We start from the raw sequence: 25,995 nt of genomic DNA, 5'->3' as shown, positions 1-25,995 counted from the left end.
ACCGGCTGACCACTACCGGAAGCCCAACTCAGTCAATTCGTCACAAAGCCGATCTTCGCTCATACGTTCCGGGTTGAAGGCCACGAACACCTCCTTTCGACTGGCATCCGGCGCCACAGTACGGACGCCGTCCAGTTTGGAGAGACGCTCGGTGATCTTCCGTGCGCACGACTCGCAATGCATCCGGCGCGCCGGGATCACCGCTTCGACGAGCGATGCGTTGGAGTCGAGCTCGCTGGCTAGCTTGCCGTCCAACTCATTCGCGCCAAGGTTCAGTCGGAGGAGGGAGAGGGTCGAGAGCAGCACCGCGAACACTGATGCGATGATGATCGCAATCGCGAGCGGTGTGGTGATGCGCCCGAGCACCGCAAGCGTGATTCCGAGGACGTTGAACGCGACCGCGATGGCGATGTTTTGACGCATCTTTGCGTGTGAGGCACGACCGAGGAGGATGGACGACACTACCTTTTCCAACTTGTCACTCACCAATACGACGCCCGCGGATTCCATCGCGATGTCCGTCCCGGCGCCGAGCGCGATTCCCACGTCCGATTGGACGAGCGCGGGGGCATCGTTGATTCCGTCTCCTACCATTGCAACCGTGCGTCCCTCCTTTTGCAGACGCTCGATGATCGTGACCTTGTCCTGCGGCAGCAGATCGGCGTACACCTCGTCCACGCCAACATCATGCGCGATAGCGTCCGCAACGGCGCGGCTGTCGCCCGTGAGTATCGCGGTACGAATGCCAAGGGCACGAAGCCGCCGCATCACACGCGCAGTCCCAGGACGCGGCATGTCTTGGAGTGCGACGGCGCCAATGAGACGATCTCCTGCCGCCGCGTACACCACGGTGTGGCTCGCTTCGAGCCGTGCTGTACGCGTGAGTGCGTCGGGCGCAAACGATACACCTTCGTGTTCGAGGAACGACCGGCGCCCGACTAGCACGTGCTCTCCGTTCACCGTTGCGATGGCGCCCTGGCCCGGCACGGCGCGGAAGTCGGTTGCATCACTCGGCTGTACCTCTTGAAATTCCGCATAACGGACAATGGCTCCTGCGAGCGGATGCTCACTACCAGCTTCTACCGCGGCTATGCAAGAGAGGGTGTCGCGCACATCCTGCTCGCTGTTGTTCGAACTGTTATCAAATACGATCACTTCGCGGACGGTCGGACGCCCATACGTGAGTGTGCCCGTCTTGTCGAAGACGACCATGTTGGTCTCGGCCAGCGCCTGAAAGAACTCACCGGCCCTGACGAGCAGCCCACGAGCGATTCCAAGACCGCCGCCAATCGCCAGGATCAAGGGTGTCGTGAGTCCGAGCGCGCAGGGATAGCCTAGAATGATGACCGAAACAGCGACGAGGGTGGCGCGGATCGCGTCGCCCGAGACGAAGAGCCATCCGATGAACGCGAGGGCCGCGACGACGTAGACGACTGGCCCGTAATAATTCATGAGCCGGTCCATCAAGAGCTCGATCGGTGGCTTCCGTTCCTCGATCTGCCGCATGAGGCGAACGACCTGGCTCACAAAGCCTTGCGATGCGGCGCGCGTCACCTCGACATGCACGAAGCCGTCGATGTTCATCGTGCCACCGACGACCTCGCCACCAACGTCGCGGTATGCGGGTGCGCTCTCTCCCGTGACAGCGGATACGTCGAAGCTCGACGCGCCATTCCGAATGACGCCGTCCAGCGGCACACGTTCGCCGGGACGAATCGCGATCACCTCACCGGGATGTACATCCGCGACAGACACCTCGACTTCGGTGCCACCTCGGATCACACGTGCTTCCTGCGCTTGGAGGGACAGCAAGCGGCGGACAGACTCCGCAGCTCGCTTTCGTGTCCCGAGCTTGAGGTAACCGAAGAGGAGGTGCAGTCCCATCAGCCATGCGGCGACAGGAAAGAAATTGGGCCATCGCGCCGGGTCCACAAAGTGTGCGGCACCCACTGCGACCGCGCCCCATGCTCCGCTCGAAAGAAGGACGTTAGCGTTGATAACTCGCTGCCCCACCGCCATCAATGTCTTCCGGAGGATCGGATAACCGATCCAGACAAGTACTACGAGCGCGACGACGGCGCTGACGATGGTGCGTACGCGATCCGGAATACCGAACAGATTGAGCGGGTCAAAAAGCGTATCGGCGATGGCAAGCGCGACTGCTAGAAACCCACGACGACGAACCGTGGTGAAAATGGCCTCGTCTGTCGCGTACTGTTGGGCCTCGGTCCCGACCACCGTGTAGCCTAACTTCTCGACCTTTTGCGCGACCTGCTGTTCGGTAATCTGGCTGGGATCGGCGTCCACGAGAATGATGCCATGAACCAGGTTCACCTGAACGCTACGTACGCCCGGGAGGCGGCCGAGGGCCTTCTCAACTGACATAGTGCAGAACGAGCACATGAGCCCGCTCGCCTTTACTTGGATTAGCCTACCAGCATCTTTCGCCATGACTTTCCTCTGTGAGAACCAATTCCCGAACCAACAAGCGTGAACTCTTGATTGGGAGTCTAGTTCCTATAGTCGGGTAGAGGCGCAAGGTCCAATCAAGCCAGTCGACGCCTATTTATCGCGGACGGCCACGAATCGGGGTGACCAGCCATCCCCATAACGCAATCACGAGCGCCACGCTCATGAAGGGGAGGAGAATGGCGTCGCTCCTCAGGAATCCGAGTCCGAGCGCTGCGAGCACGCTCACGATGAGGGGCGCGCCAGCGCAGCAGAGAGCGGCGAGTATTGCGCCGATTACCCAGCGCTGTCAGCGACGCGAAGCATACGGCTCATTATTGACGACTGCGGCTGAGAGGAGCGACCAAGGCCACGGACTCGGCCCGATCGGCGTTACAGCAGTCAGTCATTCCCGTCTGAATGGACGGGCACGGTACCGAGCCGTATGAGCAATAGACGCAGCAATCGCCAGCCTTAGGATGGAGCACTGTGCCGCAGCCTGCACATTCGTGGAAGAAGACACACGCATCAGTCGGCATCTCGAGTGTCTCCGCGTAAGCACACTCGGGACAGGTCAATACCGATGTAGCCTGGAAGGCAGTCATCAGATAAGGATATTCCTGTAATCATACCCCACCTACAGCCACAATTCATATGAATCTGCGGCATCAGCAACGGCACAATCGCTTGCTCCTCTGGAACTTCCTTTCCCGCGATGGTACTATCCTTCCTCATGATCGCGGTTTCCAGGCGCCATTCCACGAGGCTCTCCACGAGGCTCTCCTCTTTCGTCGCCACGCTGCTATCCGGCGTGTTGACCTTCCAGCTGGCGCTGGCGGGGGGTGGAATGCTGTGCCTTATGCCGAGTAGCGATGGCATATCGTCGATGCAAGCAATGCCGAGTGCATCACAAGTAGCCTTGCACGGCCAGCACCGCGCTAGTCAGGGCAACGCTCGGACTCCGGTCGATCAGCCGTGTGATGGCCATGGTCAGCCTGCGCAGTGCGTGACCATGGCGGCTTGCGCGCCGAGCGTCATTCCGGCCGGTCGTGCTGTCACGCTCACGATGCCAAGAGTACCCGCCGTAGTCGTGTCCGCACCGGTGATTGTTCCTCTCTCGCAAACCTCGGCGCCAGAGCTCCCCCCTCCGCGGGCTTAGTCCAGCCTACAATCGGCTACTAACGTAGCCGCCCGTACGCCGCCCGGCAGCGTCCTCGGATGCACCGGACAGGATCGACCATGCCGCGTCGTCACAAATGACGGCCCGGATGGTGATCCCGGACTTCAATCGAAGGATTCATGTATCCCAAATTTTGCGGGCGCACTTTGCGTCGGCAGCGATGCGTGCAACGTGCCTGGTCTCGTAGGCTCGGCATTCCATGTCGTGTCGCAACCATCGGCGTTCTCATAGCCCTTGTCACGGTCTCCCATTCTGCCAATGGGCAAGCGGCGACATCCCTACCCGTTTCCAATTACAACTCGTCGGCTACTGTGCAGCTTGTGCGGCCCGCGAGCGAGCCAGACTCAGGAGCGGCAGCGCTCGACTCGCTCGTCGCACTCGCCCGAGCCACTAATCCGGCAGTACGTGCTGCAGCGTCTCGAGTTGTCGTCACGCACGCCACGATAGGTCCGGCCGGAGCAAGGCCCGATCCAATGCTCATGGCCGGCGTGCTGGACTTCCCGTATGGGAAGCCGGGCTATTCCGACAACTTCACCATGAACATGCTACGCGTGACGCAGACGTTTCCATATCCCGGGAAATTGTCGCTGGCGACACGCGCAGCTGAAGAAGACGAGGCCGCGGCACGCGCTACGCTCGCACAGCAGCGGCTGGACGTGGAGCGAGACGTTCGTGATGCATACTACGACCTGGCGTTCGTAAGGCGCGCGCGGGACATCGTGCAGCACAATGCAGAAGTCCTGGCGAGCCTGGCCCGGATCACTGAGACCCAGTACACCGTGGGTAACAGTGCGCAGGCCGACGTACTCCGGGCTCGCGTTGAGGTGGCACGCTTGGGCGATGAAGCAGCATCGCTGGACGCCCAGGAGCGCTCCACGTTGGCGCGTCTCAACGCGGTGCTTGACCGTCCGAGTACCACGCCTGTCCGCGTTGCAGTTATCCCCAAGGAGATCGCACGTCTCGCGGTCGTGGACTCTGGGTCGCAGGTGCACTTCTCGTCGAATGCACTTGGGGCCGCCGCGTCCGATTCTCCTCTTCTCCCACTCGACTCGCTCGTAGCTCTTGCGATGGCACACAGCCCCATGCTCCGGGCGCGCGAGGCACGCATCGGCGCTCAGGAGCAGAGACTTGCGCTCGCACGCAAAGCACACCTGCCGGATTTCGATATCTCGCTCGAGTACGATCAGCGGCCGCAGTTCAATGATTACGTCTCGTTCTTCATCTCGGTCCCGCTCCGGCTACAGAAGCGACGGAAACAGGACCAGGAAGTGGTAGGCGCCGCGGCGGAGCTAAGCGCGTTGGAGGCAGAGCGCATGGCCGATGTCAATTCGATCCGACAAGAAGTTGCGACGCGCGTGAGCGACGTCGAGCGCGAGCGCACCATGCTCGCGCTGTCGCTCAAGGCGGTGCTACCGCAGGCACGGGCGACGTTTACCTCGGCGACTGCAAGCTATCAGGTCGGACGTGTCGACTTCACCTCGCTAGTCGATGCGCAAGCGGCGGTGTTCAACTACGAGACCGCGTACTGGCGGTCGCTCACCGATTTCGCGAAGGCAATCGCCGAACTCCAACGAACAGTAGGTACGGAGGTGCTTCGATGACACCGATGAACGAACCATCCAACTACGGCCGTAACCGCGTGAAGCGCTTCGCTGTTGCAGGTATCGTGACTGTTCTCATTGCGGGAGCCGTGTGGCTTCTGGTGTCGCGTCATAAACCGTCTGCAGCGGCTAGCTCCTCTGGCGGCGACATGGCCGGGATGCCCGGCATGAGTAGCAATACAAATAGCAATACAAATGGCAATACAAATAGCGGCGGGAGTGGCCCCAAAGGCGGAAGTATGGCGGGGATGGCTGGAATGAATGGCACCGCAAACGGGGCCGTCACGCTGACCGCGTCGCAGATCCATCAGTTCGGTGTGACTTTCGATACCGCGGAAGTTCGTCCACTAACCAGTGAGACACGCACCATCGGCACGGTCACATTTGACGAGACGAAGATGGCGCAGATCGCGCCTAAGGTCGGCGGCTTTGTGGACCGACTCTACGTCAATTCAACCGGACAGCGAGTGCGGCGCGGGCAGCCCGTGCTCGACATCTATTCCCCCGAACTGGTGGCTGCAGAACAGGAGCTTCTGTTGGCCAGCCAGGTAGATCGCAGCATTGGCAAGAGCAGCATTCCGGGAGTATCAACAGGGCAAACTGATCTGGCGGATGCGTCCCGCCAGCGTTTGCAGCTGTGGGACATCTCGGACGCACAGATAGATCAGATCCTGCGCACGGGTCGCGTGCGCCGCACACTCACGCTCTATGCTCCAGTATCGGGCATCGTTGTCGACAAGAAGGTGCTACAGGGACAGGCGGTAACATCGGGCGAAGAGCTTTACACCATCGCCAACCTGTCGGACATCTGGGTCGACGCCCAATTGCGTGCGGTGGACGCAGCCGGCGTACGCGTCGGCTCCGTGGCCGACATCGATTTCACAGGACTCCCCAGCCATACATACAAGGGTCGCGTTGCGTATGTGTACCCAACGTTGCAGCCAGAGGCACGCACGATCAAAGCGCGCATCGTGGTCCCAAATAGTGACGGTGTGCTCAAGCCCGGCATGTATGCAACCGTACGACTCTCGACCCCGAGTCGCTCAGCACTCACTGTTCCCAACTCGGCTGTTCTCCAGACGGGTGATCGGAACATCGTCTTCGTGGACATGGGTAATGGCACTCTCATGCCGCACGATGTAGAGCTCGGGCGAGTTGCGGGCGACTACACTGAGATCCTCTCCGGTCTCGAAGCTGGGCAACGCGTAGTGACATCGGCGCAGTTCCTCCTCGACTCCGAGTCCAATCTAGGTGAAGTAATGAAGAGCATGATCGGCAGCATGGGATCGGGCGACAAAGCGATGCAGAACATGCCAGGGATGAACGACAAGGGCGCTAATGTGAACGGCATGTCTGGAATGCAGAAGCAAATGCAGATGCCTCCGGCACCACCAAAACCGCGGAGATAGAGCAATGCTCAAGCGAATTATTGAGTGGTCAGTGAACCATAAGCTCATGGTGCTTCTGGGTACGCTCGTGGTCGTGCTCGCAGGTACGTGGGCGATGTTCAGAACGCCCGTGGACGCGATTCCGGATCTGTCGGACGTGCAGGTAATCGTCATGACCGAGTGGCCCGGCCAGGCGCCGCAGACTGTGGAGGATCAGGTTACGTATCCGCTTTCGACCGAGATGCTCAAGGTGCCGCACATCAAATTCGTGCGTGGCATGAGCCAGTTCGGTCTTTCGGCGGTGTACGTGGTGTTCGAGGATGGCACCGATCTCTATTGGGCACGCAGTCGAGTGCTCGAATATCTGAGCAGCGCACAAGCAAAGCTTCCGCAAGGTGCGTCGCCGGTGATGGGCCCCGATGCAACTGGTGTGGGCTGGGTGATGCAGTACATCCTGGCCGACACGAGCGGCAAGCTCAATCTGGCGCAGCTGCGCGGCTTGCAGGACTTCACTGTCCGTCCCGCACTCACTGCTGTTCCCGGCGTTGCTGAGATCGCATCTCTGGGTGGGTACGAGAAGCAATATCAGGTGGATGTCGATCCGGCCAAACTCCTGGCCTACAATATCCCGATCCAGAAAGTGAGCCAAGCCGTCCGCGCATCGAACCAGGATGTCGGTGGTCGCGTATTGGAGATGGGTGGTTCCGAGTACGTGGTTCGTGGCCGCGGGCGCTTCAACAGTCTGGACGACATTCGCAACGTGGCGATTGGCAACGGGCCCGGGGGTACGCCAGTTACGGTTGGTGACGTGGCCAACGTGCAGCTCGGCCCGGAAATTCGACGCGGCATCGCCGACCTGGATGGAAGGGGCGAGATCGTAACCGGATGGGTCGTCATGCGCTACGGTGGCAATCCTCTCGCCGTCATAAACGGTGTGAAAGCGAAGATGGCCGAGCTGCAGAAAGCGCTGCCGAAGGGCGTAGTCTTTGTCGACGGCTATGACCGGTCCGGGTTGATCGAGAGCGCGATCGCGACGCTACGAAGCAAGTTGTTCGAGGAGTCGTTGATAGTAGCGGCTGTGACGCTGCTGTTTCTCATGCACGGGTCGAGCGCCCTGGTCGCGATCCTGACTCTACCGATCGGCATTCTGATGGCGCTGCTGGCGATGCACCTCCTGGGTCTGAGTGCCAACATCATGAGCTTGGGCGGGATCGCCATCGCAATCGGCGCAATGATAGATGCGGCGATCGTGATGGTGGAGAACATGCACAAGCACATCGAGCACAATGAGCGTGACGGAAACCCACGAACGCACTGGGAGGTGGTGATCGACTCGGCGAAGGAGGTTGGTCCGTCGCTCTTCATCTCGCTCCTGATCATCACCGTGTCGTTTATTCCGGTCTTTGCGCTTCAGGATCAGGAAGGCAGGCTCTTCAAGCCGCTCGCGTGGACCAAGACACTCTCAATGGCATCGGCCTCCTTGCTTTCGATCACGCTTGTGCCGGTAATGATGGGCCTCTTCATCCGTGGCAAGGTGAAGCCTGAGTCGGCCAACCCAGTTAATCGGTTCCTGATCAAAGTCTACCGACCGGTCATCGAGTTTGTGCTCAGGCGTCGGTGGCCAACGATCATCGCGGCTGGCGTTGTGCTGCTCGTGACCATCTACCCATGGTCGCACATCGGCAGTGAATTCATGCCGCCCCTGAACGAAGGAGCCATCATGGACATGCCATCGCTCTTCCCCGGTGTCGGGAGCGAACAGGCCAAAGAGATCGTCACGCAGCGTGACGCGGCTCTTGCAAAGATTCCCGAAGTGCAGATGGTCCTGGGCAAGATCGGTCGTGCAGAGACCGCGACTGACATGGCGCCGATGTCGATGATCGAGACGATCGCCGTCTTGAAGGACAAGAAGGATTGGCGACCGGATGTGACATACGACTCTATCGTGGCTCAGGCGAATGCCACTGTGAAAACGCCCGGTGTGGGCAACATGTGGTCGATGCCGATCAAGAACCGGCTCGACATGCTCGCGACCGGTATCAAGACTCCAGTAGGCATCAAGATCTTCGGACCGAGTCTGGATACGTTGGATCAGATCGGCAAGGAGATCGAGGGTATCCTGCCCGCGGTCGTGGGGACCAACACCGTTTTCGCCGAACGTGCGGTAGGTGGAAAATACCTCGACGTTACGGTCGATCGTGCGGCCTCGGCGCGCTACGGGCTAACAGGAGACGACGTGCAGATGGCGTTGAGCGCAGCGGTGGGAGGTGTCGACGCCGGACAGGTAATTGAAGGACGCGAACGGTACAGCGTGCTCGTGCGCTATCCGCGCGCGCTGCGCGACAACCCCGAGCAAGTTGGAAATGTCCTGGTCGCCACGCCGTCCGGCGCGCAGGTAGCGTTGGGTGAACTCGCGCACATCGAGGTCGTCAAGGGTCCGACGCTCATCAAGTCCGAGAACGCGTATCTCAACAACATCGTCTATGTCGATGTCCAGGGCCGCGATATCGGGAGCTACGTTGGTGACGCAAAGAAGCTGCTCGCAGCGAAGCTCACACTTCCCCCAGGCTACAGACTTGAGTGGTCAGGCCAATATGAGTCCTTGGAGCGTGCATCGCAGAAGCTCCGAATCGTCGTACCGATCACGCTCGCGATCATCTTCGGGCTCCTCTACTTCAATTTCAGGAGCGTGACGGAGAGCGCTATTGTCATGCTATCACTTCCGTTCGCGCTCGTGGGCGGCGTGTGGCTCATGTGGCTGTTGCATTACAACATGAGCGTCGCCGTGGCAATTGGATTTATTGCCCTGGCTGGGGTGGCCGCGGAGACCGGAGTGATCATGCTTATCTACCTGGATCAGGCGTATCACGAACGTGCCGAGCATGGTGAGCTACTGGACCGGAGCGATGTGGATGCCGCCGTCGAGCGCGGTGCAGTCGAACGCGTGCGGCCCAAGATGATGACCGTGACGGCGATCATAGCAGGACTCGTCCCCATTTTGTGGAGTCAGGGGACAGGGGCTGACGTAATGAAGCGGATCGCGGCGCCAATGGTGGGCGGAATGGTCACAAGCACCATACTCACTCTGGTGGTGATCCCCGCGATCTACTCGTTATGGAAGGAATGGGCAGTCAACCGCCACAATGATAAGGGACGCGGAGTTGATCTGCACGCACGATCCCTCTGAGACGTAACCGCATCCGCGCCTGTCGGAGTTGCAGTATGTGAACACTGCATCGTTCCCGCAGGCGTGCGGTGCTCATCGCGCTCGTGCGCGATGAGGTCAAAACCAGCACCAACCCGCGATGCAGGACCTCGGATTCACCAGTCATTCCGCCCGCATGGCGGAATGTTCGGTGACCATCAAGTGCAACCTGTGAGCTGCCCGCTCACTCACCTTCAGCGCACGGAGACCATTCGCGATAACCGCCAATGATGCACCCATGTCCGCGGCCACAGCCATCCAGAGCGTCGCATAACCAGTCGCGGCAAGTACCAGAAACACAGCCTTGATAACGAGCGCGAACACAATGTTCTGTTTGATGATGCCGAGGACGCGTTGTGCCAGAGCTACGGCGGTAGGAAGTTTCATGAGATCGTCGGCCATGAGCGCGACGTCGGCAGTTTCCAATGCTACATCCGTACCCGCCACTCCCATCGCTACGCCGACGGTGGCTGTGGCCAGTGCCGGTGCATCATTTACTCCATCGCCGACGAAGGCGACGCGCGCTCCGTTCCTCTCTAGCTCCTGCACGAGACGCACCTTGTCATCTGGAAGGAGTTTCGCATGCACGTTGCTGATCCCTAGTTGCGTCGCCACCGCCGTCGCAGGACCCTGCGCATCGCCGGTCAACATGACAGGTGTAATACCGTGCTTGAGGAGAGCCGCGATTGCATTGTTCGCCTCTGATCGCACCTGGTCCGCGATCGCGATTATGCCGACTGCTTCTCGTTCCGTCGCCACGACCACCGCGGTCTTGCCGCTTGCTTCAATCTGCAAAAGAGCGGTTTCGAGAATCGGTGTAAGAAGCCCATGCTCCTGTATTAACCGAACATTCCCGAGATAAATCGCATGCCCATCAACCGACGCCCGTGTCCCGCGCGAAATGAGCGCCTCGAAGTCTACGGACACCGGAATAGCAAGGCCACGTACAGCAGCCAACTCGACAATCGCGCGCGCTAGCGGATGTTCGGAATGACGCTCAACAGCGGCAGCGAGTCGCAACACTTCTTCCTCAGAGATGTGTTCACTGAGCGCGACAATATCCCTTACCACCGGCCTTCCCTCAGTAAGCGTTCCAGTCTTGTCGAGCGCCACAACGGTGATCGCACCCAATCGCTCCAGATACATCCCCCCTTTGATGAGGATTCCTGCCCGGGCGGCGCCGGCCAGACCGGAGACAATCGTGATCGGCGTACTGATCACGAGAGCGCACGGGCACGCCACCACGAGCATCGTAAGGCTGCGATAGATCCATGTCTCCCATGTGCCGAGCCCCATGGAAGGCGGCACGATCGCAATGAGGATCGCTGCGAAAACAACGACGGGCGTGTAGATCCGGGCAAACCGGTCGACGAATGTCTGTGAGGGTGCCTGGGCGCTCTGGGCTTCTTCAACCGCGTGGATGATGCGGGCGAGCGTGGTATCTCCGACGTGCCTGGTTACACGAATATCGAGTGACCCTTGAGCGTTAATGGAGCCGGCGAATACATCCCCGCCCGGCTCCTTGTCCACTGGCATCGACTCGCCGGTGATCGACGCTTCGTTCACCGCAGATCGGCCGGCTACTACAACGCCATCGAGCGGAATTTTCTGGCCCGGACGCACGAGAATCGTCTCGCCAATGTCGACCTCCGATGCCGGAACAACGACATCCGCTCCCGCGCGATATACAGTTGCTTCCGTGGGCGACAGATCCATGAGCGCCTTGATCGCATTGCGGGCGCGATCCATGGAGTAACTCTCAAGGAGTTGCGCAACCGAGAAGAGGAACATTGCCGATGCAGCCTCACCCCACTGGCCGATTGCGCCAGCACCAACCGCCGCGACGCTCATGAGGAAATTCATGTCGAGCGCGCGATGGCGTGCAGCTCGTACACCTTGCGGCACAATGAACCATCCTCCCGCAATAGCGGAGAGAATGAGTGCCGTCATCGTTAGTCCCGATTCGGCGCCTAGCCAACCCAGTACCAAGCCGGTAAGTAGGAGCACCCCAGACACCGCGGTCGTCGCGAAGCGTCCGCTACGACCCCGCACGCCGAGTGATGGACGAATGCCTGATTCCGGTCCGGCATCGCGATCGCCAACGTGGCCACGCGATTCGTCCTTGACCGTGAATCCAACTCGCCGGATGGCACCTGCCAACTCGTCGGTTGTGAGCAGTTCGTTCCTGTAGCCTACCCGAACACGCCCGCCTATGACGTCAACGCGCACATCGTCGACACCTTCCAAAGTCGAGAGCGAATGCTCGATGGCGCTTGCACAGCTCGCGCAGTCCATACCACCGACCTGCAGGTCGCACGTCGCGTGCTCGCTGACTCGCTCCATCATGCTAGCGTTCCATTTACGTTAACCGTTGGACTCGACGCCGCTGTCGCACATCGTCAGCTTCGCCATGCGGACGTATTCAAGCGCATCAAGCAGGAGATGCGCGTGAGGTCCATCCGACAATCTGTACAACGCATGCTTGCCGGCGCGCCTGAACTCGACCAGACGTGCTCGACGCAGGAGGTGTAGTTGATGGCTCGTCATCGACGATGAAGCGCCGGCCACCATTGCGAGATCGCAGACGCAGAGTTCGCGCTTGGATATCAGATCATCCGGCTCGTCGTGCACACAGCGCGAGGTCAGTTCGCGTAGCTCCAAGGGTTCGATGCGTGGATGCAACGCTAGCAGGAGTTTCAGCCGAGTTTCGTTGGCGAGCAATCCGAACAGAGCGGCGGCGCGCCCGATCAGTGTCTCCGGTGGGAAAGAGATGTGGTCTCGCAGGCTGTCCATTGCCTCCGTCGGACCGGCCGAAGGCCTCCCTGGCAGCTTCGGCCCCTGTAGGCCGGCTATCTGCCGGTCACCCACTTGCGGAGCGGGTTTGCCCTGCATTACTGTTGAAGACTTCTTCATACGTTGAGACTAGTCGCGCTGTGCAGGGATAGTCAAGAGTGCCGTATGGCGCTTTCTTCGGGCTCTCTCTGCCATGCCTTACCGGAGTTCTGCCGCATGTTCTTAGGGGTACGCTCTACCGTGGGTAAGCTTGTTCGTAGGACGGTCGCCATTGGCGTCCTGTTCGGCGTGCTCGTTGCCCCCGTTGAGGCGTCCCTCCCGGACGTGCATGACGTGGCCGTTGAGGCGGTGACTGCCATTACGACTATCCCCGGTCAAGCGGTCAACGAGACGGCTTCGTCCGTAGCGCACATCGAGTCGCAGCACGCGTGCAATCCCGCGGCGAGTCCCGACGGCTGCCCAGCGCAAGGACAGTCTGGTGGGACCGGATACGATCACTGCATGCACTCCCACGTCGCACAAGTTGCGTACACCGAGATTCGCCCCTCCACAGGGTCCGTTAGGTACGCCGCCTATGCTCAGCCCGAGCGCCAGCCGGCGAGCTTTCGAGCTTCACCAGCCATTCGCCCGCCCATAGCCTAAGCGCGCTATACGTCGAGTCGGTCGCCCGCCTCGACGCACCCTCGCTCTTCGCCGCTGACATCTCGCGGCGACTGAGTACTCAACCACAATCGTAATTCAATCGTACGTGGGCCAGCCGGCATCCCTTTGCCGGATTGGCGCTTGTCGGCAGCAGGCTGATCCTCCCGGGAACCGGCCTCGACACCGACGTTCGTCCGAATTCGTCACCCGCGCTTGTAGTCGCATGTAGTAGCAGTCCCCAGGGTGATCGGATCTCGTGGCCCCGTGCTCACGCATGTGTGCCCCAGGTGTGCAACTCGCTTGGTCGCACACACCTCACGCGAGAACTGTACGTGTTTGCTTCAGTCTTTCGAACGACCATAGCAGATGTTGCAAGACATCGTGCCATACGTGCCGCAATTATTTTAACAATCACTGCTCCAGTCGCACTTGCAACGAGTGCGGCGTCGCGTTCGCTTGGTGCTCAATCCGCTGGCGGTCAATCCGCTCGCATGAATAATGGGCGCGCCAGTACGAAGTTGGATACGCCGTCCGACTCGCTGCGATTGACACTAGCCGAGGCTCGTGCACGAGCGCTTCGAGCCAACCCGGAGCTGCTTGCATCACGGCTCGATACAGCGATTGCACGCGGCGATCTTCGTCAGGCGGGTGTCCTCCCATTCAATCCCTCGTTCGAGATATTGGGTCCGGGCGCTGGCAATACGACACAGCCCTCTGTGGCTCAGGAATTGGAGCTGTTCGGCCAACGCGGCATTCGGGTTGGGGCGGCGCGCTACGGATATGTGCGAGCCGCGGCCGGAGTGGCTAACGCCACTCGGCTCACCATCGGCGAAGTTGACCGTGCGTTCTACAGGCTGGTATCGGCTACACGTCGTGCGCAATTGGCGGACGAAGTGCTCGCCTTGAACCAGCGACTGTCAGCGGTAACACAGCGTCAACTCACAGAAGGTGAGATCAGCCGACTCGACTTCAACCTGGCCACTGTCGAGCTCGGCAGGTCGCGGTCGCGTGCACTTGACGCACATAGAGAGCAGAATGAGCAGGAGATCGACCTGGCCCGAATCATCGGCGTGCAACGCGGCGCACCGATTGCACCCGTGCTCGAGTCTTCGGAGCACGCGATTGCTGGTGTTTCTGTTCTGGTTGACACCATGCGACTGAGTGACCGCGCCCTGGCGCTCGACATTGATAGTCTCACCGCACTGGCATTCACTCGCAGACCAGACCTCGCCGCTCAAACAGCAGCGGTGAGCGAAGCGTCGGCGCGAGTGTCGCTCTCACGCCGAGAGGCGTTTCCCAATCTTGTGGTTCGTGGAGTCTGGCAACGTGCGGTTGACGAAGATAAGGGACGTTTAAGTCCGGGGATCGGTTTCACACTCCCATTCCTCAACCGCAACCAAGGCGAAATTCAGGCACGCCGCGCACAGGCGGCTCAAGCAGTGCTTATCCGCTCAGTCCTCGCCACGCGAATTCGCGCTGAAGTGGCGAGGGCAGTCAGCGCTTACAGGTCCGCCGCGCAGGAAGTCGAACTGCTGGAATCAACAGTACTCGCGCCAGCGCGTCAGAACCGTCAGCTACTCGAGATTGCTTACCGCGAGGGAAAGGTTGGCCTCCCCGTACTGATCCTCATTCGCAATCAGGTGAGCGACGCGGAGCTGGAATACTGGACCGCCTGGCTCGCGGAGCGCGAGGCATCGACGCAATTGACTGAAGTGACCGGGCAGGATCTCGCGTTACGGAATCCAACATCACGACCAATCCAACTTCCAACGAAATGACTGATCCAACCGAACCAATTGCATCAAAGGACTCGTCGCCAGATCTGTCTCCAATGGGACGTCCGACGAGGCGTCGTCGAACACTGTCGGCGTTTGGCGCGCGAACCTCACGAACGTTCTGGACGCGCGTCATCATCGCGGTTGTCGTGCTCGTACTTGGCGCGTGGGGCATCTCAATGCTGGCCGGCCCCAAAGCTCAAGCGCCTATCGCGGCAGCGACAGATACCGCGTCGGTGGCAGAAGGCGACAGCGTACTGCGGCTTGACTCCACGGCGCAGCGCCTCGCCGGGGTGCAGCTTCTGACCATTACTCCCAGCACGACTGGCACGCTCACTGCCAATGGCACGATCGGTTACGACGCAAATCGTGTCTCCGTAATTTCGTCGCGTGCAGAAGCACGCGTGATATCGGTGCGCGCGGACCTCGGTCAGCAGGCGTCGGCTGGCGGTGTACTTGCGACGCTGGAGAGTCCGGAGGTCGGTCAGGTTCGTGGTGATCTGGAGCGTGCACGCAGCAATGTCGATGTCGCACGGCGCAATTACGAGCGGGAGAAGCGTCTCTTTGCAGAATCGATCTCGCCCGAAAAGGAGATGCTCGACGCAGAGGGCACGTACCACGCAGCGCAAGCGGACTGGAATGCCGCCTCTTCCAAGTTGCGAGCTTTAGGCGCTACCGGCGGAGCAGGCGCGACCTACAGCCTCGTCACCCCGGTGGCAGGGATCGTGGTCGAGCGCAACGCCAGCCCAGGACAGGTAGTGGGTCCGACGACCAATCTCTTCACAGTCGCGGACCTGAGCCACGTCTGGATCACTGTAGATGTGTACGAGGGAGATCTGTCACGTATCCGGCAGGGTGCCAAAGCCGTTGTCGTCGCAAATGCGTTACCGAATAGAACGTTTTCCGGAAACGTGACGTACGCTGGCGGAATAGTCGACTCCGCAAGTCATACGTTCAAGGTACGTGTCGCGGTAGATAACGCGAATCGTGCGCTCCGGCCCGGCATGTTCGCCCAGGTCAGCATCGAAACACCGGTCGTGCGAGCACCGTCAGCTCAGGTGAGTACTTCAGATGCAGCATCGGCCAGTACGTCGTCGGCTACGTCCGCTCGTAGCGTCGCACCGACGATCGTGGTGCCTGAAGCGGCGGTTCAGGAAGTCAACGGCAAGCAGGTGGTGTTCGTTGCGGGTCGTAACGAGGGTGAATTCATTGCGCGTTCAGTGGTTCTTGGGCCGCGTGCGGGAAATGGCACGGTTGTGATTTTGAGTGGCCTCTCCGCAGGAGACCGGATCGCGGTCGAGGGCGCATTCCAACTCAAGTCAGAGCTCACGAAGGCGAGCTTCGGCGAGGGGGAGTAAGCGGCCGTGATTGATCGCATAATCGAATTTTCGCTCAGGAACCGGCTTCTAGTCATCCTGTTGGCCGTAGGAGTCCTGAGTGGTGGAGCCTTTGCGCTCACCCGTCTGCCCATCGACGCATTTCCGGACGTTTCGCCAACGCTCGTGCAAGTAATGACGGAAGCGCCGGGCCTCGCACCGGAAGAAGTCGAGAAGCTTATCACGTATCCGGTGGAAGTCGCGATGAATGGCATGCCGGGTGTCGAGCAGGTCAAGTCGATCTCCGCTTTCGGCATCAGTCAGGTATCCGTCTACTTCAAGGACGACGTCGATATCTACTTTGCGCGCCAGCTCACACTTGAGAAGCTGCAGGAGGCGAAAGATCAGATCCCGCCCGGCCTAGGCGACCCGAAACTCGGCCCCATCACCACCGGCCTGGGTCAGGTCTACCAGTACGTTGTCGAACGCGATGGTAAGGGCGCCGTTGGTCCCGATAGCGCAGCCGGCACACTGGGCGCTCTAACAGATCTCCGAACACTTCAGGACTGGATCGTCAAGTACAACTTGAGGACCGTGCCCGGTGTGACGGAGGTCCTGAGCTTCGGTGGTGACGTCAAGCAGTACCAGATCCGCGTCGATCCACGTGCACTACTGCAATACGGCGTCACACTTCCACAGGTACGCGAAGCGATCGGTGCCAACAACCGCAATGTTGGTGGCGGCTACATCACTCGCGGGCCGGAGGAATATCTCATCCGCGGCATCGGGCTGGCGGAAAGCATCAACGATCTAGGTAATGTGATCGTCGCCAATGGGAACGGTACCCCCGTATTCGTGCGGAACGTCGCCGAGGTGGGTGTTGGCCCGGAAGTGCGGCGCGGTGCGGTCACGATGAATGGAAAGGGTGAGGCAGTTACCGGCATCGTGTTGAAGCGCATCTATGAGAACACATCAAAGGTGATCGATTCCGTCAAGTCAAAGGTGGCGGACATCAACAAGACGCTGCCCGCGGGGGTGAAAGTTGTTCCGTATTACGACCAGTCAGAGCTCGTGGAGCGTGCAGTGGGAACGGTCAAGGACGCTCTGCTGGAGGGAGCCGTCCTGATTGTGGTAATTCTCTTCCTGTTCCTGGGGAATGTACGTAGTTCGCTCATCGTGACGGCGATGCTACCGCTCTCGCTTCTGCTCGCCTTCATGCTCATGCAGTACACGGGATTAAGTGCCAATCTCATGAGTCTCGGAGGGCTCGCGATTGCAATCGGCATGATGGCCGATGGCGGTGTCGTGATGGTCGAGAACGTGTATCGACACCTGTCGGAAGCGGAACACCGCCCTACGCCGCACGATGGACGAGGAGACGGCCAAGATGGTGCTCTCGCGCGCAGCAAGTTCACCGGAGAGTATCCCGTAGAAACCGCATCCACTCCAGATATCGAGCAGCGAGAAAGAGTCGGTGAAACCAGTGTTACCGGAAGTAGCGTTACTGGAAGTAGCGTTACTGGAAGTAGCGTTACTGCTGAGCGAATCGAATCCACCTATCGCGAGTCGAAAGGACACCTGATTTTACGCTCCGCTCGCGAAGTCGGTCGGCCGATCGTATTCGCGATCTCTGTCATCATTCTGGTCTTTCTTCCGCTGTTCACGCTGCAAGGCGTCGAGGGAAAGATGTTCCGGCCCATGGCATTCGCGATCTCGTTCGCGATGGTGGGCTCGCTCCTCTTCTCGCTTACAGTGATACCAGTGCTCTGCTCCTTCTTCCTGAAAGGTGGGAGCGAAGAAGACACGTGGATCATGCGCAATGTGAAGACTCCATATCTGCCAGTGCTTCGGTGGTCGATCCGGAACAGAAAGACGATGCTGTTTGGCGCGCTCGCCGCACTCGCGGCTAGTCTCGCGATCGTGCCGTTCCTTGGCTCCGAGTTCGTACCGGCGCTTGAAGAAGGATCCATCCTGTACCGGGCTTCACTCGCGCCATCGGCCGGACTGGAAGAGGGCATTCGCACAGCGACCGAGCTGGAGCGTATGGCGAAGTCGTTTCCGGAAGTCGCCGACGTGGTGTCCAAGATTGGTCGCGCTGAGGCAGGTGGCGATCCGGAGCCGGTGAACAACATCGAAGCAATCGTCACATTGAAGCCAGAGAAGGAATGGAAGACGGGACGCGACAAACCGCATCTCGTCGAAGCCATGGAGAAGAAATTTTCGGTGTTCCCGGGGGTTGCGCTCAATTTCTCGCAGCCGATCGCTAATCGCGTGGACGAACTCCTGAGCGGCGTAAAGGCGCAGCTCGCGATTCAGCTCTTCGGTGACGACCTGGACGAACTTGTCGCCAAGGCTGACCAGATTCAGCGCGTCGTATCCGGTATTTCAGGAGCTGCAGACGTGCAGACTGAACAGGTGACCGGCCAGCCGCAGGTGCAGATCAAGATCGACCGCGCTGCGATCGCGCGATATGGGATCAACGTCGAAGATGTCCAGTCCGCCATTCAGACTGCGATCGGCGGTGCTGATGCGGGGCAGGTATTCGAGGGGATCCGGCGATTTGACATCACTGTCCGGCTCATGGACCCGTATCGCCGCGACCTTGACGCGATCGGTAATCTCCTCATCCCGGCGCCCGATGGTACGGCGCGCGTGCCGCTTTCACAACTTGCCGACATTCGCACGGTTGTCGGACCCAAACAGATCAGCCACCAGGACGGCCAGCGGCGGATTGTTGTGCAGCTCAATGTGCGCGGACGTGACCTGGGTGGTTTTGTTGCCGAGGCACAGCAGAAGATCGCCGCACAGGTCAAGCTTCCCACCGGCTACTTCATCACGTGGGGTGGCCAGTTCGAAAACCAGCAGCGGGCAATGAAGCGACTCGCAGTCATCGTACCGATCACCATTGGACTCATATTCCTGCTCCTGTTTTCAAGCTTTGGGTCGCTCAAGCAGGCAGCGTTAATAATTCTGAACGTGCCCTTTGCCCTCATTGGCGGCATCCTGGGGCTCGCGATCTCGCGTCAGTATCTCTCAGTACCAGCGTCAGTGGGTTTCATCGCGCTGTTCGGTGTCGCGGTGCTGAACGGAGTTGTCCTGGTGAGTTACATCAATTCACTAAGACAGGACGGCCTGACGGTAACTGAGGCCGTCTATCAGGGCACTGTTTTGCGGCTTCGTCCCGTGTTGATGACGGCGACCGTTGCCATTCTCGGTCTGTTGCCACTTCTCTTCTCGAGCGGTGCCGGATCTGAAGTACAGCGTCCGCTCGCGGCCGTCGTTGTTGGTGGATTGATCACATCGACAGCACTCACGCTTCTCCTCCTGCCGACGTTGTACGGGTGGTTCGAAGGTTCTGAGTAATGCCAAATAATCAAGCGTCAAACGTCCGGATGACACCTGCCGCGGCGCAGGCGAACGATGCGAACACCTCACCAGCAAGAACATGGGATGAAACAATGACCGAGACACCGCCAGAGATGATAATGATTACCGCGATCATTCAGCCATTCAAACTCGACGTCGTGATGTTGGCGTTGGAAAGCATTCCCGGCTTCAACGGAATGACGGTAAGCGAGTGCCGGGGCTTCGGGCATTGGAAGCTGAGTCTTGAGGAGACTTCGAGCCACATTGCGGGTCTGGGTGCGTCTGGGACTGAGCTGCACCGTCGTGAAGGAGAGCGCGCCGCTGGAAGTGATCTTACCGATTTCACCGAGAAGGTGAAACTCGAGATCGTAGTTGCTGAGCGTGAGCGCGCCGAAACGATAGTCCAGACTATTTCGCGCGCTGCACGAACAGGTCGCGCTGGCGACGGCAAGATATTCATGTGGCCGATCACACACGTCGTCCGCATACGCACTCTGGAGTTGGACATGGCAGCCCTATCGTGACCCCGCAGAGAATGCCTATTCGTTGCTTCCACCCCTTTCCACGTGGGGGTTATCACGGACACGAGCACCCGCGGCTTTGCGTTTTACGGCCCGATCGGCGAAGTTAGGCTGATCATGCCCCGAACACCCGACCCAACAACCGGCAACTCCCAGGGCCACGCACACAGCCATGGGTCCGCCAACTACAATGCGGCGTTCGCGATTGGGATCTCACTAAACCTCGTGTTCGTTGTCATAGAAGCGATCTACGGACTCAGATCACAATCCCTGGCACTCGTCGCCGATGCCGGACACAATTTTGGCGACGTATTGGGATTGGTCCTCGCATGGGTAGCAGCACTCCTGACGCGCAGACTCCCGACGCGCCGTCACACGTACGGTATGCGACGAAGTTCGATTCTTGCCGCGCTCGGCAACGCGATATTCCTGCTTGTAACGGTGGGTGCGATTGCCTGGGAGGCGATTGGTCGTTTCAGGAACCCTGATCCAGTTCAGAGTAACATTGTAGTCTGGGTGGCGGCTGTCGGGATCGTGATCAACATGGGCACCGCGCTCCTTTTCATGGCAGGACGGAAGGGCGACCTCAACATCCGCGGTGCATTCCTCCACATGGCCGCGGACGCTGGAGTCTCGGCCGGTGTCGTTGTAGCGGGAATCATCATCGGCGTCACTGGCTGGCTGTGGCTCGACCCAGCCATGAGCCTCCTAATCGTGGTCGTCATTACGATAGGCACCTGGGGGCTCCTCACAGAGTCAATTAATCTCGCGCTTGATGCAGTTCCGGAAAGTGTCGATCTGCACGAGGTCGAAGCGTACTTGCGCGCGCTGCCAGGAGTCGCGGAAGTGCACGACCTGCATATCTGGGGGATGAGTACGACGGATGTGGCGCTCACTGCCCATCTGGTAAAGCCAACGCATGGCGATGATGATGCGATGTTGCTGGGGGCGTGCAAGGACCTGCACGATCGATTTGGGATCGAGCACGCCACCATTCAGATCGAGCGAGGATACGGATCGGCCGAATGTAAGCAGGCGCCTGCCGAAGTGATCTGATGCGAGCTTCGGCTAACACGGGACCATCTCACCCGTCGCGCAAGGAGGCAAGCACGACAGTGTCGTCATCGTACGATTCGGCAACGGATAACAATGAGAAAAACGACTCCGTGCGACGTGAAGAATCGCTCCGCCGCGGACTGACGGGGGCTCATCTCGCGATTGTGTGGGCGGTAATCGAGACGATTCTTGCCTTCGTAGTCGGATCGAGGGCGGACAGCACAATGTTGGTTGCTCTGGCGCATGTGACGACTGTTGATATTTTGACGTGCCTGATCGGACGAGCACAAATTACTGCACTGTTGAACGGCGACGGAGCAGCTTTCGGCGACTATCGGCATGAGTCACTGGCGTTTGCAATAGTTGGCGTCACCTCGCTGGTTGCTACTCTGTCCGTGTCTGTGCGAACGCTTCTGCACTTTCATCCCGCTGCCTGGAGCGTCTCGCACACTCAGTATGCGGAAGCGATAACAATCGCGGGCAGCTCTACACTCGTGTGGTACGTTCTCGCGCGCCTCAAGCGCGGCGTAGCTGCCACCCTTCAGAGCGAGGCCTTGCACGCCGATGCCAACGGCGCGTTCTACTCAGCTTGTGTTGCTGGTGGTGTACTACTGGCGTTGGCGCTGCTCTGGTTTGCTTCGTGGGCGCCGCTGGACTCTGTTTCTGCACTCCTGATCGGCGGGCTACTTATTTGGCAGGGCATGTACGGTGTCCGAACCGCGCTGCACGTTCATCGACGTGCTAGAGATGATGACGACGCATCATTGAGAGTTTCGCGCTACGCTCCGAGATAGGCCGTCAATGGGAACGGCACATGAGGATTTCAAAGCGAAGATGGGCGCGGCCGTCATTGGTCAATAGAACCTGTGGCGACCACTCGCCCAACTGGCCGATGGTCCGCTAATTGCCGGTTAGATTACCTGATATGACCCGCCGCATCCTTCGGATGGTGCTCAGCGCCATGCTGATTCCCGCCTTGACGGGCATCAGCGCATCCTGTGCGCCGATGGGACAGGCCGGATCGGCCGATTCGTACGCGGCTCGTGCAGAGGCGCATTGTGACACAGCTGCCGCGCAGGATCCTTCGGGCACCACACAGAAGCAGCAGCATTCGCAACGGCAGCATCCCAACCCCACGGGCACGAATTGCTGTCCGGCTGTCGCAGGATGCGCCGCAGTCGCGCTCCCAGCAATCGTAACTTCGCTGCGACCGGCGACGCCGATCGTGGCGTCCGCGCATGTGGCGTACGCCGATTTGCCAATCGAATTGGCCGTAGCACCGGAACCACCCCCTCCGAAGGCTTAAGCAGCAGGTCCAGTAGCCGCTGCGATCACGCGGCAATCCGAGTCGTCCAATGTTGGCGCCGACTCCAAGGTGCCTTCCGGCACCACAACCAAAAAAAACTGTTCAGTTCGACTGCCTTATAACCGCTCGCGTCTGCGCATGCACGTATGCATGCGTCCGGGCCGGGCAAATCGGGCATTACTTCACTTTCTTCGATTACATGATTGTCACGGCAATAATGCTGCGGCGATTGCTTCCGGATCTTATAGATGTCGCTTATATCAGCGGCGGTTTCCACACTCATCACACCGCCATTCAACCAATTGCGCAGGCGTGTGCGCGCACTCGTAGTTATAACAATCGCGTTCAGTATCATTACAACCGTGACTGCTTCTTCGGCGTCGGCACAACCTGGTCACTCTGCACAGGCTGATTCCGTTCGCCACAAACCCGCACAGGACAGCTCGGCCAAATCATCCCCGATGCAGGACATGCACAGGATGAACGGCATGAAGGGGATGTCGGCACCGACCGATACAGGAAGTTCTTCGATGCCCGGGATGTCCATGGACTCAGCGCCACTCGGCCTCCCCATGCAGCGCATGGGCTCCGGCACCTCGTGGGTGCCAGATGCGACAACTATGCACGCGTCGCACACGACGTTGGGTGGCTGGGATCTGATGCTGCACGGCCTTGCGTTTCTGCAGTACGACGACCAGGGCACAAAGCGGGGCGACAAACAGTTCGGCAGCGTGAACTGGGGAATGATCATGGCCGGTCATGATCTCGCGGGGGGTCGTCTCAATCTGCGCGGCATGATGAGCGCCGAAGCGTTCACCGTTGGCTCGCGCGGCTATCCGTTGTTACTTCAATCGGGTGAGTCGTACCGCGGCCAATCGCTTTACGATCGTCAGCATCCCCACGATCTCTTCATGGAGATCGCGGCGATGTATGATCACGCGATCGGTGACAATCTGGCTGTGTCGCTCTACGCCGCTCCAGTCGGCGAGCCCGCAATCGGACCCGTCGCCTTTCCGCATCGCCCGAGTGCCCAGAACGATCCACTTGCTCCGATCGGCCACCACTGGCAGGATGCGACGCACATCTCGTTTGGGGTACTCACTGGCGGGATTTACACGCGTACGGTGCGACTCGAGGGATCGATCTTCAACGGACGCGAACCGGACGAGGTCCGCACCAACTTCGACTACAAGGGACGCAGCCTGGACTCCTATGCAGGACGTCTCACGGTAAATCCAAACGAGAACTGGAGTCTTTCCGGATCGTATGCGTATCTCAAAAGCCCGGAGCAATTGCACCCCGAGGAATCGCTGCATCGCATCAGCGCGTCGGCACTGTATGGGCGACCCTTCGGCGTGTCCGGTAACTGGGCAAGCACATTCATATACGGAGCGAACAAGCACGCGGGGCAGACCAGCCTGTCCAATAGTCTGCTGGCCGAAAGTAATCTCACCCTCGATCAGCGCAACACGATCTTCGGACGCGCGGAATTCGTGCAAAAAGGTCCGGAAGATCTTCCCACCTCGGGCGCAACGCCTCCACCTCCACTCACACAAGGGTCAGGCGCTGGAACTATAGCACTCATGGACCAGTCGTCGCCGATTCGGTACAACGTCGGCGAAGTGACGTTGGGTTACGTGCGCGAGCTCACCTCTGTGTACGGCGGAAGCCTCGGACTCGGGGTGGCGGGTACGGTCAACATGGTCCCATCCACGCTGAAGGATACCTACGGCACACGCACGCCTCTTGGAGCTACTGTCTTTCTGCGTCTGCGACCGGGTGCAATGCACATGGGTATGCATATGGCTAGCCCTGAGGCTCCGTCGCACATGCAGGAGCCCCTGCATGACATGGATAACATGCAATGAGTCGTCAACTGACCATCCGTCGCGCGTTGGGACTGCTCATTTCGATCTTCGTGATCGTCGCGCCGCGCGCCGCATTCGCGCACGCTCATCTCGTAAAGAGCGTGCCATCCGCTGGCGCGAGGGTTGCCGCAGCTCCGAATACGATTCAACTGTGGTTCAGCGAAGCACCGGAAGCCTCGTTGACCACCATCATTCTCTCGGCCGCAGACGGCCGCGTCTTTCAACTGGGAAAAGTGACGGCGGTCCCGGACACATCGGTGTCGGTCTTGGCGATTATCAATGGTGTGTTGGCTCCGGGTGATTACACAGTGAAATGGCGCACAGTGGCGGCTGACGACGGCCATCCGTCGAACGGTGGCTTTTCGTTCACTGTGACTGGGATTATTAGTGCGACTGGTACCGCAACGACCGCGACCGCGCCGCCGAGTGGATCGGTGACGGTAATTCCAACCGAGCCGAATGCCGAACCTATGGCTGTGTCCGGAATGGATGTCGAGTCGCCGATTTATGTGATCGTCCGATGGCTGAGCTTCACAGGCCTCGTTCTTCTTGTCGGAGTTGTCGCGTTTCGCCTGCTCGTGCTGCCGCGGGTTGGCGCTTCACCGGCCCTGGCTCTGGCCCGGGCCGGAACACACGAAGTGCTTGCCACGGCAATTGTCCCCCGGCTTGCGACACTCGGCATCGTCGCGGGTCTGGCTGTCGTGATAGCGGCGATGGGTCGCCTCCTTGCGGAGCAATCGGTGATGGCAGCCTCGATGACTATGAGTGTGACAGCCATCGTCGGCCAGACCACTTGGGGAAGCGTGTGGCTTCTTCAGGTCGGAGCGGCGATCGTCGCATGCGCAGGATTCGCGCTTGCACGCCGCCGCCTTGGCGCCGGCGTGGGCGTCGGCTGGAGCATCGCCGCGATTGCCGCTCTTGTTCTGGCCGTTACACCTGCACTTTCCGGGCACGCCGCTGGAATGCCTCATTGGAGGACATTCGCCGTAACAACCGACGCGATACACGTAATTTCGGCCGGTGCATGGCTCGGAAGTCTGTGCGTGCTTGTGTTCGTGGGTCTTCCGGCGGCCATTCGTACTCAATCGCGTAACACATCTACCGGCCACTCCACTGGTCTCATGGCCGATATGGTCAACGCATTCAGTCCCATTGCGCTCACGTTTGCGGCGATCGTCGTACTGACGGGTCTCATCTCCGCGTGGCTGAGGCTCGGATCCGTCTCTGCACTGTGGCGCACCTCGTACGGCGTTGTCTTGCTCATAAAGCTCGCGCTGGTCGGAGGCGTATTTGCTGCCGGCGCATTCAACTGGCTCCGCATGCGATCCGCACTCGCTCGATCCGCTCTTAGCCACGCGGCGTCAGGTGGTAGCGAATCGCCACACGCTTCTTCCAGTGCCAGCGTGCGCTTTCAGCGGTCCGGAACGTTCGAGCTGGTGTTCGGCGTGCTGGTCATCGCGGCGACTGCCGTACTCGTAGCCATGCCAACTCCGGTTCACTGACAATCACCATACCCCGCATCAGTCCGTG

At 59.7% G+C, this 25,995-nt stretch carries 16 protein-coding genes; 11 read left to right on the top strand and 5 right to left on the bottom strand.

The window, feature by feature from the left end; genetic code table 11:
- Positions 1-12: 12 nt before the first annotated feature.
- The 3 genes from V4529_08095 to V4529_08085 form a co-directional block, all read right to left on the bottom strand.
- Positions 13-2,451 carry a heavy metal translocating P-type ATPase gene (locus V4529_08095; protein MES2358295.1) on the bottom strand — a complete coding sequence of 813 codons (2,439 nt, stop codon included), beginning with the start codon at positions 2,449-2,451 and terminating at the stop codon, positions 13-15.
- A 115-nt stretch (positions 2,452-2,566) separates the two neighbouring features.
- Positions 2,567-2,698 (bottom strand): hypothetical protein, encoded by a 132-nt coding sequence (locus V4529_08090; protein ID MES2358294.1) that lies wholly within the window; start codon positions 2,696-2,698, stop codon positions 2,567-2,569.
- Between the two features lie 85 nt (positions 2,699-2,783).
- Positions 2,784-3,053 carry a GDCCVxC domain-containing (seleno)protein gene (locus V4529_08085; GenBank protein ID MES2358293.1) on the bottom strand — a complete coding sequence of 90 codons (270 nt, stop codon included), beginning with the start codon at positions 3,051-3,053 and terminating at the stop codon, positions 2,784-2,786.
- A gap of 694 nt (positions 3,054-3,747) precedes the next feature.
- Between V4529_08085 and V4529_08080 the strand changes: the two genes are divergently transcribed.
- From V4529_08080 to V4529_08070, 3 genes are read left to right on the top strand one after another with little or no spacing between them, the layout of a single operon-like run.
- On the top strand, positions 3,748-5,229 hold the full coding sequence (locus V4529_08080; GenBank protein ID MES2358292.1) for a TolC family protein: 1,482 nt from the start codon (positions 3,748-3,750) through the stop codon (positions 5,227-5,229).
- Positions 5,230-5,234: 5 nt separating this feature from the next.
- On the top strand, positions 5,235-6,638 hold the full coding sequence (locus V4529_08075; protein MES2358291.1) for an efflux RND transporter periplasmic adaptor subunit: 1,404 nt from the start codon (positions 5,235-5,237) through the stop codon (positions 6,636-6,638).
- Between the two features lie 4 nt (positions 6,639-6,642).
- The gene (locus V4529_08070; GenBank protein MES2358290.1) at positions 6,643-9,804 is read left to right on the top strand and encodes a CusA/CzcA family heavy metal efflux RND transporter; all 3,162 of its coding nucleotides are present in this window, start codon (positions 6,643-6,645) and stop codon (positions 9,802-9,804) included.
- A 141-nt stretch (positions 9,805-9,945) separates the two neighbouring features.
- On the opposite strand, the gene V4529_08065 is transcribed toward V4529_08070, so the two are convergent.
- The gene (locus tag V4529_08065) at positions 9,946-12,168 is read right to left on the bottom strand and encodes a cation-translocating P-type ATPase (protein MES2358289.1); all 2,223 of its coding nucleotides are present in this window, start codon (positions 12,166-12,168) and stop codon (positions 9,946-9,948) included.
- An 18-nt stretch (positions 12,169-12,186) separates the two neighbouring features.
- Positions 12,187-12,735 (bottom strand): metalloregulator ArsR/SmtB family transcription factor, encoded by a 549-nt coding sequence (locus tag V4529_08060; GenBank protein MES2358288.1) that lies wholly within the window; start codon positions 12,733-12,735, stop codon positions 12,187-12,189.
- Positions 12,736-13,748: 1,013 nt separating this feature from the next.
- Between V4529_08060 and V4529_08055 the strand changes: the two genes are divergently transcribed.
- The 8 genes from V4529_08055 (at position 13,749) to V4529_08020 (ending at position 25,967) form a co-directional block, all read left to right on the top strand.
- A complete protein-coding gene (locus tag V4529_08055) occupies positions 13,749-15,035 on the top strand; it encodes a TolC family protein (protein ID MES2358287.1) in 1,287 nt (428 codons plus the stop codon).
- Complete coding sequence (locus tag V4529_08050; protein MES2358286.1) at positions 15,032-16,390, top strand: efflux RND transporter periplasmic adaptor subunit; 1,359 nt, start codon at positions 15,032-15,034, stop codon at positions 16,388-16,390. The genes V4529_08055 and V4529_08050 overlap by 4 nt, the downstream gene beginning before the upstream one ends.
- A gap of 6 nt (positions 16,391-16,396) precedes the next feature.
- Positions 16,397-19,711, top strand: coding sequence for an efflux RND transporter permease subunit (locus tag V4529_08045; protein ID MES2358285.1), 3,315 nt, complete (start codon positions 16,397-16,399; stop codon positions 19,709-19,711).
- Between the two features lie 116 nt (positions 19,712-19,827).
- On the top strand, positions 19,828-20,238 hold the full coding sequence (locus V4529_08040) for a P-II family nitrogen regulator (GenBank protein ID MES2358284.1): 411 nt from the start codon (positions 19,828-19,830) through the stop codon (positions 20,236-20,238).
- 114 nt (positions 20,239-20,352) lie between these two features.
- Positions 20,353-21,291, top strand: a complete 939-nt coding sequence (locus V4529_08035) for a cation diffusion facilitator family transporter (protein MES2358283.1) — start codon at positions 20,353-20,355, stop codon at positions 21,289-21,291.
- Between the two features lie 110 nt (positions 21,292-21,401).
- Complete coding sequence (locus tag V4529_08030) at positions 21,402-22,085, top strand: hypothetical protein (protein ID MES2358282.1); 684 nt, start codon at positions 21,402-21,404, stop codon at positions 22,083-22,085.
- A gap of 760 nt (positions 22,086-22,845) precedes the next feature.
- Positions 22,846-24,465 carry a hypothetical protein gene (locus tag V4529_08025; GenBank protein MES2358281.1) on the top strand — a complete coding sequence of 540 codons (1,620 nt, stop codon included), beginning with the start codon at positions 22,846-22,848 and terminating at the stop codon, positions 24,463-24,465.
- Entirely contained in the window at positions 24,462-25,967 is a 1,506-nt protein-coding gene (locus V4529_08020) for a copper resistance protein CopC (protein MES2358280.1), read from the top strand. Before V4529_08025 ends, V4529_08020 begins: the two co-directional genes overlap by 4 nt.
- Positions 25,968-25,995 lie beyond the last annotated feature (28 nt).

The sequence above is a fragment of the Gemmatimonadota bacterium genome, from assembly GCA_040388625.1.
Classification (GTDB): Bacteria; Gemmatimonadota; Gemmatimonadetes; order Gemmatimonadales; family Gemmatimonadaceae; genus Fen-1247.
This window is presented reverse-complemented; position numbering and strand designations above follow the sequence as displayed.